The organism is Mitsuokella jalaludinii, assembly GCF_928722185.1.
GTDB classification, from domain to species: domain Bacteria; phylum Bacillota; class Negativicutes; order Selenomonadales; family Selenomonadaceae; genus Mitsuokella; species Mitsuokella jalaludinii.
This window is the reverse complement of record NZ_CAKMXA010000001.1, coordinates 1780783-1793018: the sequence shown is the minus strand read 5'-3', so window position 1 is coordinate 1793018 and position 12236 is coordinate 1780783. Positions and strand designations below refer to the sequence as shown.

At 58.9% G+C, this 12236-nt stretch carries 15 protein-coding genes; all 15 read right to left on the bottom strand.

Annotated features, from left to right (window positions below):
* Window positions 1–22 precede the first annotated feature (22 nt).
* Window positions 23–880: an ATP synthase F1 subunit gamma gene (atpG, locus tag QDI87_RS08350; RefSeq protein ID WP_036375743.1), complete on the bottom strand. Its 858-nt coding sequence runs from the start codon at window positions 878–880 to the stop codon at window positions 23–25.
* 16 nt (window positions 881–896) lie between these two features.
* Entirely contained in the window at window positions 897–2414 is a 1518-nt protein-coding gene (atpA, locus tag QDI87_RS08345; protein ID WP_036375740.1) for a F0F1 ATP synthase subunit alpha, read from the bottom strand.
* A 24-nt stretch (window positions 2415–2438) separates the two neighbouring features.
* A complete protein-coding gene (atpH, locus tag QDI87_RS08340; RefSeq protein WP_036375738.1) occupies window positions 2439–2981 on the bottom strand; it encodes an ATP synthase F1 subunit delta in 543 nt (180 codons plus the stop codon).
* Complete coding sequence (atpF, locus tag QDI87_RS08335; RefSeq protein ID WP_036375735.1) at window positions 2975–3478, bottom strand: F0F1 ATP synthase subunit B; 504 nt, start codon at window positions 3476–3478, stop codon at window positions 2975–2977. The genes atpH and atpF overlap by 7 nt, the downstream gene beginning before the upstream one ends.
* A 39-nt stretch (window positions 3479–3517) precedes the next feature.
* Window positions 3518–3769, bottom strand: a complete 252-nt coding sequence (atpE, locus tag QDI87_RS08330) for a F0F1 ATP synthase subunit C (RefSeq protein ID WP_036375732.1) — start codon at window positions 3767–3769, stop codon at window positions 3518–3520.
* A 77-nt stretch (window positions 3770–3846) separates the two neighbouring features.
* Entirely contained in the window at window positions 3847–4524 is a 678-nt protein-coding gene (atpB, locus tag QDI87_RS08325) for a F0F1 ATP synthase subunit A (RefSeq protein ID WP_036375730.1), read from the bottom strand.
* 32 nt (window positions 4525–4556) lie between these two features.
* Window positions 4557–4928 carry a hypothetical protein gene (locus QDI87_RS08320; RefSeq protein WP_278742902.1) on the bottom strand — a complete coding sequence of 124 codons (372 nt, stop codon included), beginning with the start codon at window positions 4926–4928 and terminating at the stop codon, window positions 4557–4559.
* Window positions 4929–5242: 314 nt separating this feature from the next.
* Complete coding sequence (locus tag QDI87_RS08315) at window positions 5243–5500, bottom strand: AtpZ/AtpI family protein (protein WP_036375726.1); 258 nt, start codon at window positions 5498–5500, stop codon at window positions 5243–5245.
* Between the two features lie 145 nt (window positions 5501–5645).
* Entirely contained in the window at window positions 5646–6782 is a 1137-nt protein-coding gene (wecB, locus tag QDI87_RS08310) for a non-hydrolyzing UDP-N-acetylglucosamine 2-epimerase (RefSeq protein WP_036375885.1), read from the bottom strand.
* A gap of 41 nt (window positions 6783–6823) precedes the next feature.
* Window positions 6824–7876: an MraY family glycosyltransferase gene (locus QDI87_RS08305; RefSeq protein ID WP_036375723.1), complete on the bottom strand. Its 1053-nt coding sequence runs from the start codon at window positions 7874–7876 to the stop codon at window positions 6824–6826.
* A 122-nt stretch (window positions 7877–7998) separates the two neighbouring features.
* Window positions 7999–8460, bottom strand: a complete 462-nt coding sequence (locus tag QDI87_RS08300; protein ID WP_036375721.1) for a deoxycytidylate deaminase — start codon at window positions 8458–8460, stop codon at window positions 7999–8001.
* Window positions 8453–8884, bottom strand: coding sequence for a pre-16S rRNA-processing nuclease YqgF (locus QDI87_RS08295; protein WP_255240724.1), 432 nt, complete (start codon window positions 8882–8884; stop codon window positions 8453–8455). The genes QDI87_RS08300 and QDI87_RS08295 overlap by 8 nt, the downstream gene beginning before the upstream one ends.
* Before the next feature lie 134 nt (window positions 8885–9018).
* A complete protein-coding gene (locus QDI87_RS08290; protein WP_255240725.1) occupies window positions 9019–10299 on the bottom strand; it encodes a DUF3084 domain-containing protein in 1281 nt (426 codons plus the stop codon).
* Between the two features lie 51 nt (window positions 10300–10350).
* A complete protein-coding gene (gene lptG, locus QDI87_RS08285) occupies window positions 10351–11445 on the bottom strand; it encodes an LPS export ABC transporter permease LptG (protein WP_036375718.1) in 1095 nt (364 codons plus the stop codon).
* Between the two features lie 14 nt (window positions 11446–11459).
* Window positions 11460–12179, bottom strand: a complete 720-nt coding sequence (lptB, locus tag QDI87_RS08280) for an LPS export ABC transporter ATP-binding protein (protein ID WP_036375879.1) — start codon at window positions 12177–12179, stop codon at window positions 11460–11462.
* Between the last annotated feature and the right edge of the window lie 57 nt (window positions 12180–12236).

Sequence of the window (12236 nt, the reverse complement as noted above, 5' to 3'; positions counted from 1 at the left end):
TGGTAAACCTCCTTATATGCCCTCACTTAAGGGCTTCGGCGCCGCCGACAATCTCAGTGATCTCACGGGTAATGCCAGCCTGACGTACTTTGTTGTAATGCAGATTGAGTTTATCCATGAGGTCTTCTGCGTTGTCCGTCGCGTTGCTCATCGCGTTCATGCGCGAGGAGAGCTCGCTGGCTGCCGACTGCAGAAGCGCTGCATAAACGACCGTGAAGAGATACTGCGGCAGTATGAAACCGAGCACCGTAGCGGCATCTGGCTCATAGATGTACTCGACGTTCAGGTCGTCCTGGTCCTCTGCCTTCAGCGGGGCGAACGGGAGCAGCGCCCCCGATTTCGGCTCGCAGCTGATGGCCGAGACGAACTTCGTGTAGACCATGTCGATCTCGCGGTACTCGCCCGTCTTGTAGAGCCGGATGAGCTCGAGAGCGATGTCCCGCGCCGCCTCAGAAGACGGGTGCTCGCTGATGCCGATGAACTCCTTGATGACCTTGTGGCCGCGGGTCTTGAAGTGGCCCACGCCCTTGCGGCCGACGATGACGAAGTCCGTATCGTCCGCTTTCTCGATGAGGGCCTCTGCCGCCTTGCAGGCATTCGACGAATACGCACCTGCCAGTCCCTTGTCCGAGGTGATCAGGAAGACGAGCTTCCTGCCATCCTCGTGCTTCTCGAGCAGTGGGTGCGAGAAGTCCATGCCTGCATTCTTGGCGATGGCGTGGACGACCTCGCTGACCTTCTGTGCATAGGGACGGTTCGCGGTTGCAGCCTCTTTGGCATGGCGCAGACGGCTCGTAGCGACCATGTTCATGGCACTCGTGATCTGCTTGGTACTCTTTACGCTCTTGATGCGATGGCGAATATCCTGTAAACTAGCCAAAAAGAATCACCTCGCCTTACGCCATTTTATACGGTACAGTTTCCTTGAACTCCACGATCGCGTTCTTGAGCTCCGTCTCCAGAGCATCATCGAGTTTCTTCTGGTCAATGATCTTCTGTGCGACTTCCGGATGCTGCGTGCGCATGAACTTCAGGAAGTCCGTCTGGAACTCGACGACCTTCTCGACCGGGATATCAACGAGATAGCCCTTGGCGGCCGTGTAGATGACCATGACCTGTTCCTGGACGAGCAGCGGGCTGTACTGCGGCTGCTTCAGCGTCTCGACCATGCGGATACCGCGGTCGAGCTGTGCCTTCGTCTCCTTGTCGAGGTCCGAGGCGAACTGCGAGAACGCTGCGAGCTCGCGGTACTGCGCGAGGTCGAGGCGCAGGGTACCTGCTACCTGCTTCATGGCCTTGATCTGAGCCGAACCGCCGACACGCGATACGGAGAGGCCGACGTTGATGGCCGGGCGGATACCAGAATAGAAGGAGTCCGTCTCGAGCATGATCTGGCCGTCCGTGATGGAGATGACGTTCGTCGGGATGTAGGCCGAGAGGTCGCCGGCCTGCGTCTCGATGATCGGCAGAGCCGTGATGGAGCCGCCGCCGAGCTCATCGTTGAGCTTCGCTGCGCGCTCGAGCAGGCGGGAATGCAAGTAGAAGACATCGCCCGGATATGCTTCACGTCCTGGCGGTCTGCGGAGCAGCAGGGACATGGCGCGGTAAGCAGCTGCGTGCTTCGTGAGGTCATCGTAGACGCAGAGGCAGGCCTTGCCCTGATACATGAAGTGCTCAGCCATAGCGACACCGGCATACGGTGCGAGGTACTGCAGCGGCGAGCTGTCAGCAGCCGTAGCAGCGACGACGATCGTGTAGTCCATGGCGCCGCGCTCTTCGAGCGTCTTGACGACGCGCGCGACCGTCGAGGCCTTCTGGCCGATGGCGACGTAGACGCAGATGCAGTTCTGGTCGTGCTGGTTGAGGATCGTGTCGATGGCGATGGCCGTCTTGCCGATGCCGCGGTCACCGATGATGAGCTCGCGCTGGCCGCGGCCGATCGGTACGAGGGCGTCGATGGCCTTGATGCCCGTCTGCAGCGGCTCCTTGACCGGCTTGCGGTCTGCGATGCCCGGTGCCGGGTACTCGACCGGACGCGTCTCCGTCGTCTCGATCTTGCCCTTGCCGTCGATTGGACGGCCGAGGGCATCGACGACGCGGCCGATCATGGCCTCACCGACAGGAACCTGCATGATGCGGCCCGTGCGCTTGACCTGCGAGCCCTCTTTGATTTTCGTCTCGCCGCCTAAGATAACGGCACCGACGTTGTCCTGCTCAAGGTTCAGGACCAGACCATAAATATCATTGCCGAAATCGAGCAGCTCGCCCGCCATAGCCTTATCGAGGCCATGGATATGCGCGATGCCGTCACCGATCTCGATAACGGAACCAACATCATCAACATTGAGGTCCACATCGTAATTCTTGATCTGGTCCTTGATGATGGCCGTTATTTCTTCCGGATTCATTTTCATAACTTCGCTGTCACCCCAGTTTCATCACTCGTTAGCCAGTAATTTTCTCTTCATCGTCTCGAGACGGCCAGCGACACTGCCATCGATGCGGCGGTCACCGATCTTGACGACGACGCCGCCGATAAGGGACTTGTCCTCGTGGAGGCGGAGCTCCACCTTCTTGCCCGTTATCTGTTCCAATTTGTCTGCGATGGCCTTCTGCTGCTTCTTCGAGGCAGGCGCGACCGTCGTCACGTCCGCGATCAGGATGCCCCTGGCTTCATTCGAGAGCACGCGGTACTCATCCACTATTGCCGGGAACAGCACGAAGCGGTGCTTGTCGACCAGCAGCAGCAGGAAATGGTACACGTTCTTCGAGAGCTCTTTCTTGAAGCATTTCTGCAGGAGCTCCTTCTTCTGCTTCGGATCAACCTGCGGATTGGAGAAGAACTCCATCGCCTGCGGCACGGACTCGATGCCCTCGCGCGCAGCCTTGAGTTCATCGCCATACTCCACGAGCTTTTCCTCTTCCTGCGCAATCTCGAAGATTGCCTTGGCGTATTTCCGTACAAGCTGTAAGTTTAGCATGGCAGATCACCAATCTTGTCCTTGTCGAGTTCCTTGACGAAATCCGAGATCAGCGCTTCGTTCTCGGACTTGTCCATGTTCTTAGCAACGATCTTACCGGCGGCTGCCATGGACAGCGTAATCATCTCGGTGCGCAGCTGCTGGACCGCATGCTCGCGCTCACGGTCGATCTCAGCCTTTGCTGCCTTGCGCATCTGTTCAATCTCGCGCTTGACTTCAGCGCGCTTTGCCTCGCGCTCCTCACTTGCACGCTTCTCGGCCATCAGGACGATGTTCTCCGCCTTGACGTTCGCCTCCGCAAGTTTTGCCTTGTACTCAGCCAGGAGCTTGTCGGCTTCCTCAGCATCTGCATCCGCCTTGTCGAGGCTTTCCTGGATGCGGTCCTGACGAGCTTTGAGCATCCGCACGACCGGTTTATAGGCAACAGCACGAAGGAGACCAGCCAAGATCAAGAAGTTCAAGATCTGAGCGATCAATGTGGCATTGATATCTATCAATTGCTATGCCCCCCTTTTACGTTCTTCATCAAAATGGAATTATTTGATGAGCGGGTTCGCATAGAGCATGATCAGGGCAACGACCGTTGCGATGATTGCCATGGACTCGATGAGGCCGACGGAGATCAGCGTATTCGTGAAGAGCTTGCTCTGTGCTTCCGGCTGACGCGTGATACCTTCGATAAAGCGGCTCGTGACAAGACCATCACCGAGGCCAGCGCCGACTGCAGCCAAACCCATGCAAAGACCTGCACCTACGAGAGCTGCTGCGACCATGATTGCGTTTTCCATGAAAAGATCCTCCTTGATTCAACAATTAAAAACAGAATACGGAATGAACAATGCTTTTTTACACCATGCGACAGACATCACGACTCTTCTTCATCTTCCTTGACTGCATTCGCAAGGTAAGCCATCGACAGCATCGTGAAGATGAACGCCTGGACTCCGCCGACAAAGATACTGAATGCCAGCCAGATGACTGACGGGATCGGCATCCAGATCGGCATCAGCTTGAGCAGGATGATGATCAAGATCTCACCTGCCAGGATGTTGCCGAATAGACGGAACGACAGCGTGATTGGCTTGGCAATCTCTTCGATCGCGTTGATGATGACAAATACCGGCGTCGGCTTGAAGAAATGCGCGATATAATGACCGCCCTTCATGTGGACACCCAGTACGTGTACCAGTACGACGACGAGCAGCGCCAGCCCCAAGGTGGTGTTCAAGTCATTCGTCGGCGAAGACAACGTCGGGATGAGTCCCAGCCAGTTTGACGTCAGCAGGAACATGAACAGCGACATGATGAACGGCGCCAGGAACAGTCCCCGCTTGCCCATCATGGAGCTCACCTGCGTGTCGAGCCACGAGACGAGGATCTCCACCACATTCTGCCAGCCCGTCGGAATCATCTTGAGGTTCCGCGTTGCCAGCCATGAGATCAGGATGACGATCGCCATCGTGAGCCAAGTCATGCAAAGGGTCTCCCAGTTGAATGTCAACCCGGCGAAATGCACTACTTCGCGAACACCAATTTCATGCATAACCTATACCTCCCTCCTAGGTAAAACCCAAATTATTTTTTACCGAGGTTCATGTGGATCAGCAGGAACAGGGCGAGTCCATAGCAGACGAGAAAACCGAGCGCCGTGACGAGGAATACCGGTACGGAGATCGTCACCGCGACGAGCAGGACGAGGAAGAGCACGAGCATCCGGAGCACCATGCCCCAGAGCATCTGCCTCTTGCCGCCACTCTGCATGTACGTCAGGCGCCAGAGGCGCCAGGCCATGTTCCAGACAAATACCAGCGCCGCGAAATAGCCGAGGAAGAGTGCGCCGATGAGCTGCCCTTCTCCTCTCGCGAGCAGAAGGCTGCCGATCATCAGCGCCGCAAGCCCAAGGACAATCGCGAGGCGCTTCATGAAGACCGATAAAATCTGTTTCATATTCCTCCTCTGACGACGGCAGGCGCCGTCTTTGATGAATATCATGTGGATGCGAGGAAGCCAAGGTCTCCTCTTTCTTCTTCCAATTCGACATGCGTGACAAGAATCCTGCCATCTGCAAAAAGAAAGCATCGATGTTTTCTATTATCACGGACAATATCGATAAGAAGTATTTATAGTAGGATAAATCATCGGTATTGTTTACTATTGATTTATCGCAATGACTATTATATGCGATAGGCACCCAGATGGCAAGCTTTTTTTCACCAAACAAAAAAGTCTTGCGATTGCGACAGTAAGATGCCTGACTTCCCTCAGACAATCCCGTTCTGCTTGAGCTGACGGAACAGGGTGTAGAAGGCGCCGGGGAAGCCGACGAGGATGCCCGTGAGCTTGCCTGCATAGCCGCCGCCCAAGAGATACGTGTCCGCCAGATTCCCGAGGAACAGACAGATGCCGACGAAGACGGCGAGGTAGATGCCGACGCCACTCAAGACAGCGAAAGCCTTGATGGCCTGGCGCAGGCCCGTGCGCAGCATCTCATGCGTCGTGTCCTTGTTTTTCTCGTCCATTTGAACCCCTCTTTTCATTCTACCATGCACCTTGCAGATTCGATAAAAACCGACAGGCACATAAAAGAATTTCATCGTACTGCAAAATCGGATTTATGGTGCGCTTGTACCAAAAAAGCCCTCCCATAGGGAGGGCTTATATCGCTTAGCCTTCAAAGACATCCGGTCGGCCGTCTGCCAGTCCGTAGTGGTAGAGGATGGCCTGGATGATGCGCGCGGCTGCCTTGCCGTCGCCGTACGGATTGACCGATTCAGCCATGCGGCTGTACTCCGCCTCGTCCGTCAAGAGCTTCTTCGCCTCTTCGTAGACGCGCTCGCGGTCCGTGCCGATGAGCTTGACCGTACCGGCATCGACTGCCTCCGGGCGCTCCGTCGTATCACGCAGCACGAGGACCGGCTTACCGAGCGCCGGCGCCTCCTCCTGGACGCCGCCCGAATCCGTGAGGATCAGGTGCGCCTTGTGCATGAGGTTGGCAAACGGCTCGTAGTCGAGCGGATCGATGAGGTGGACCTTCGCGAGCCCGCCGAGTTCTTCGTTGACGACTTCGCGGACCTTCGGGTTCTTGTGGACGGGGAAGACGACCTCGACGTCGTCGAACTCCTCCGTCAGCTGCTTGAGCGCCTTGTAGACATGGCGCATCGGCTCGCCGAGGTTCTCGCGGCGGTGCGTCGTGACGAGGATGATGCGCTTGTTTTGGAAGTCGACGTCCTTGAGGGCTTCCTCCTGGAAGTCAAAGTCATCGCGCACCGTGTGGTGCAACGCATCGATGACTGTGTTGCCCGTGACGAAGATGGACTCGGGCGGCACATTCTCTGCGAGCAGATTAGCCTCCGACGTGCTCGTCGGCGCGAAGTTGAGGTCGGCGATGCAGCCTGTCAGTCGGCGGTTCATCTCCTCGGGGAACGGCGAGTACTTGTTGTGGGTGCGCAAGCCCGCCTCGACGTGGCCGACGGCCGTCTGATGGTAATAGGCAGCGAGTGCGCCGGCGAATGTCGTCGTCGTGTCGCCGTGGACGAGCACGATGTCCGGCTTCTCCTCCGTCAGGACCTTGTCGAGGCCCATCATGGCTCGCGTCGTGATGTCAAAAAGTGTCTGGCCGGCCGCCATGATGTTGAGATCATGGTCCGGTTTGATCTGGAAGAGATTGAGTACCTGATCGAGCATCTCGCGATGCTGTGCCGTGACGGCCACGACCGGCAGGATGGTGTCCGGATGCTTCTGGAGCTCGAGCACGATTGGTGCCATCTTGATTGCCTCCGGGCGCGTGCCGAAGACCGTCATGACCTTGATCTTCTTCTTTTCCACTGCAAGACCTCCTCTTTTCAGTGCTGGTGTGCAGAATCCTTCATATGGAAGATCCCGAGTTTCTTGGCGCCGATGAGCACGACGGCCACAACGACGCAGACAATCGCGATGGCGATCTGGCTGCTGACTTCCGTCAGGGCCACAGCGCTGAGACCCAAGAGCGCGCTGATGACGTACATCAGCAGGACGGCCTGGCGCTGCGAGAAACCGAGATCGAGCAGACGGTGATGGAGATGTCCCTTATCCGGCTTGAAGATCGGCACGCCGCCGCGGTAGCGGCGCACGATGGCGAACGTCGTGTCGAGGATCGGCAGGCCGAGCGCCAGGATTGGCACGATCAGCGCGATCGTCGCGGCGCTCTTGACGGCGCCGATGACCGAGATGCCCGCGAGCATGAAGCCGAGGAACTGGCTGCCCGAATCGCCCATGAAGATCTTAGCCGGATTGAAGTTGTAGTACAGAAAGCCGAACGCTGCGCCGGCAAGCGCGGCCGTCAGCACGGCGACGAGGATGATGCCCTGCTGCAGTGCCACGAGGAAGATCGTGATGGACGCGATCGTCGAGACGCCTGCGGCGAGGCCGTCGAGGCCGTCGATGAGGTTGACCGTATTCGTCAGGCCGACGAGCCAGAAGATCGTCGCCGGGATGGCGAGGAACTCGAGGTAGATGTAGTCGCCGAACGGATCCGTGATGAAATCGATGCGGACATCAAAGGCAAAGACGAGCACGCAGGCCGCGATGATCTGGCCCAGGAGCTTCACCTTGGCCGGCAGGTTGACGTAGTCGTCGATGAGGCCGACGATGAAGATGATCGAGCCGCCGACCAGGAGGCCAATGATCTCATAGAGCACCTCCGGCGAAACCTCGGTGAACGCCAGGACGCTGAGGATTGCCACCATGAAGGCGACGTAGATGCCGATACCGCCGATGCGCGGGATTGGCTTCTTGTGGACCTTTCTCGCATCCGGGGCATCCATGGCTCCCGTCTTCCCCGCAAGGCAGATGACACCAGGCGTCACCAGCAGTGCCACACCGGCAGCGATGATGAACGCCAACATATAGACTGGCATACAAGCGCACTCCTTTTTCTCGAATACACAGCTGCACTCCTGCGATGCCGCAGGGCATCCAGGGTGCCATCCATTATAACAAACCTATTTTAACGCAAGGCCATGACACTGTCAATCATTTGTCAGTCGTGGATCTCGTCGGGGCGGCAGCTCACGATGCTGCCATCCGTCTCGTAGTAGACAACCCTGGCAAGCTTCGCATTGCGCAGCATGCGGCGGCAGAGCAGGCACGGCTTGCCCGACGCGAGGCTGCCGTCGGCGTTGACGCCGACGATGTAGATCGTCGCGCCCTCCATCGCGGCGGAATCGGCGTTGATGATGGCATTCTGCTCGGCATGGACAGCGACGCAGAGCTCGTAGTTCTGCCCCTTCGGCACGTGGAGGCGCTCGCGCTCGCAGTTGCCCGTATCGATGCAGTTGGCCTCACCGCGCGGCGCGCCATTGTAGCCCGTGCTGATGATGATCTTGTCCTTGACGATGATTGCGCCGTAACGGCGTCGCAGGCAGGTCGCGCGGCGGCCGACGGCCTTGGCGATGTCGAGGAAGTATTCCGTCCAGTCGGGACGCTGCTGTTTCTCATTCATGATGGTAGTCTCCTTTTTGTTCGATGCTTTCTATATAGCGTGATGCGAGGATGACGGCGACGAAGTCGTCGACAGGCTCTGGCGGTACCTGCATGGTCACCGGCAGCAGCCGCCTCCAACCGCGCGGCGGCTTGGCCCTCCAGTACGCCTTCTTGGCGAGGTCCGTCGTCCGGTACTCGTCGATAACCTCGATGCGAAGGTCTGGCAGGGCCTCCTTGAGGCGCGCGCGCGCCTCGCGGCTCGTCGTGCCATTGCCCTCGACAAGCACAGAGAAGCCGTACGACTGCTGCGCCGCCCTGACTTCCTGCTCGAGCTTCGCCGTCTCGATGACGCGCTGCAGGAGGACGCTGCCGTCCAGCGTGAGCACAGCAAAGCCGCACTTCTCGCGTCCGGGATCGAGTGCCGCGATCCGTTCCCGTTCCATGGTGTCCATCGTATCTACAGTATCCACGGTGCATTTCCTTTCTTGATTCTCTCTGCTCTTGCTGCCTCGACTGTGCGCCGGACAGCAAAAGGGGCCCTGCACAGGCTGTCGGCCTTGCAGAGCCCTGCTTATCTTCACGGCTGATCTGGCATCTGTTCTTCCTTGATGATCAGGCGCAGCGGTCCGAGCGCGTCCGTATCGCCCTTAGCGTAGGCGGAGAGCACGACCGTGCCGTGCATGCCGTTGATGGCGTTGACGACCTCGTAGAACTGCGCGCCGTCCATGACGCCGATGGAGCCGCGGATCGGATCGGGCAGGATACCCTTGGCCGATGCCGCCGCATTGACCTCCTTGAGGAAGCTCATGACAGCCTGCTCAGCGCCACCGCTGCCGGTGCCCTTGAGCGCGATTGGACGCGCGAGGATGAACTCGCGGTCCTTGTAGATGATGCTGTTCTTGTAGAGCTCGAGCGAGGCGCGCACTTCCTCGCCGCGCACGAGGTTGCCGGCCGCCACGATGCGCACGACCATGTCCTGCGGACTGCTCGCGATGGCCTGTACGGCCGAATTGTACTCCGGCTTGTAGATCCAGACGTCCTTGTCGGAGACATTGCGGCCAAGGCGCGACGAGACATTGCGGCTCGCAAGCTGCGCCAGTGACTGGAGGTCCTTGTCGACCTCGGCTGCCGGGCGGTTGCCGCGGATGACGCCGCTCGCGATGACCTCGCCGGCGCGGAAGACGATGTCGCCCTCGCGGATCGTCAAGAGTCCGTTGCGCAGATCCTGGTTGCGCGTCTCGAGGTCCTTGTTGTCGGCCGTCAGGCTCGCGTTCTTGCCCGTGAGCTCCTCATTCTTGCCGGTCAGCAGCGAATTCTGGCCCTGCAGTGCGGTGTTGGCAGAAGAAAGTGAGCTGTTCTGCTGCCCGAGCTGGTCGTTCTGCGCGACGAGCGCGTCGTTGCGCTGCATGAGTTCAGCCTTTGCGAGCTCCAGGAGGCGATTGCCCTCCTGCAGGCGCTGCGACTCTGCCTCGAGCTCCTGCTGCTGTGCCTTGAGCGTCTCGACATCCTTGCGCGACTGGTCGAGCGCGTCGTTCGCTTCCTGCTGCTGCTGCTGTGCCGCCTGCAGGTCCTCCGTGGCCTGGTTGAGGCTTGCCTGCGTCGTCTTCATCTTCTGGTTGAGCTTCTCCATGCCGAAGAGCGCCGTGCGCACATTCTGCGAAGCAGCCGCCATGACGCCGAAGGTCAGGGTCGTGATGCATACCCCCGTGAAGATTGTCACGATGATGGATGTATGCCGCGGGCGCAGGCCAAAGATCGACAGCTTCTTCTTGCCAACCTTCGAGCCCAGGCGGTCGCCGATGAAGGCGATGGCTCCGCCCGTGATGATGAGTACGACGATGAGTAGGACACCATACATCCTGTATTTACCACCTTTCCTTGATCTTGGAGCTTGATGATGCGCTTTGGGTCAGCGCGAAGCCCTGCGTATGAGGATGAAGCCCGCGATGAGCCCGACGATGTTCGGGATCCAGACGGCGAGCATCGGCGCGACGGCGCCGCTGCGTGCCAGAGCATTGCCCATCGTCATCAGCGCGTAGTAGAAGAAGATGATGATGACGCTCATCGCGAAGCCCGCCGACGAGCTGTTGCGCGTCGGCTGCAGCCCGAGCGGCACGCCGATGAGGGCGAAGATCAGGCTGGCCATCGGCACGGTGATGCGCTGGTAGAGCTCAGCCTCGAGCTTGTTGGTGTCGACGTACTGCGTCTTCATGATGTTGATCTGCGCGCGCAGCTCCTTCATCGTGAGCTCCTCTGGATCCTTCTGCTCGCGCACGATCTGCTTTGGGTTGGCCTTGATGGGCAGGACCTGCGTGTCAAAGCGCATGCTGTGCTCGCTCTGGCCCTCCGAGATGTCGTAGAGCATGCCGTTGTGCATGATCCACTTGTTCATGCTGTACTCAGCGTACTCCGCGTTCTCGACGTGGCTGACCTTGCCATCTTCATTGAAGTCCTGCATGGTCACGCCCTGCAAGGTCTGCGTGTCGCCGTCATAGCGGCGCGCGTAGACGAGGCGCTGGATCTTGCCGTCCTGGATATCCTTGAGGATGATGTGCTCCTGCGACTTCATGCCGTTGTTGCCCTGGATCTCGTAGTAGAGCACGTTGCGGTAGGCCGTGTTGGCCCACGGCACGACGTACTCGTTGAAGGCGATCGCGCAGATGCTGACGATGAGGCCCATGAGCACGGCCGGTGCCGCGATGCGGTAAAAGCCGATGCCGCACGACTTCATCGCCGTGATCTCGCTCGAGCTCGAGAGGCGCCCGAACGTCAAGAGCGTCGCTAGCAGCATGGACATTGGGAAGGTCCACATGATGACCGACGGCAGGCCGAAGATGAAAATCTTGATGACGGCCGAAAGAGATGCGCCGTAGTCTGTGATGTACTTGGCGATCTTGAAGAGCGTACCCGAACCGATGAAGACAGCAGAGAATGCGCAGATGCCGAAGATGAAGGCCTTGAAGACCTCCCGGAATATGTATTTGTCTAAGATTCTGATGTGCATTTGCTGACTCCCCGTTACAGTGTGAAATTATCGCCGAGGTAGAACTTCTTGGCAACCGGGCTGTTCGCGATCGTCTGGCTGTCGCCCTCCAAGAGGATCTTGCCGCTATTGAGGATGTAGGCACGGTCGACGATCTGCAGCGTCTCGCGGACGTTGTGGTCGGTGATCAGGATGCCCATGCCGCGTTCCTTGAGGTACTGGACGATCTCCTGGATGTCGGCGACGGCCAGCGGGTCGACGCCGGCGAACGGCTCGTCGAGCAGGATGAACTGCGGCTCGAGCGCCAGGCAGCGCGCGATTTCCACACGGCGGCGCTCGCCGCCTGAGAGCTCCGTCCCCTTGCGCTCGCGCACGTGGCCGATGTGGAACTCCTCGAGCAGTTCCTCGAACTTGTCCTTCTGCTCGGCCTTCGAGAGCTTCGTCGTCTCGAGGATGGCCATGATGTTCTCCTCGACCGTGAGCTTGCGGAAGATCGAGGCCTCCTGCGTGAGGTAGCTGATGCCGAGCGCGGCCCGGTGGTACATCGGCTCATCCGTGATGTTGATGTCCGAGAGGAACACCTCGCCGGACGTCGGGCGCTCGAGTCCGACGATCATGTAGAACGTCGTCGTCTTGCCCGCGCCGTTCGGCCCGAGCAGGCCGACGATCTCCCCCTTGTCCACGCGCAGGGAAACGCGGTCGACGACCGTGCGCTTCTTGAATGTCTTTACCAGATTCCTTGCCTCGATATGCAAAATCGTGCCCTCCAACATACTGCAGCCAGGCGCCGCAGCATCCTCGCTCATCGCTCT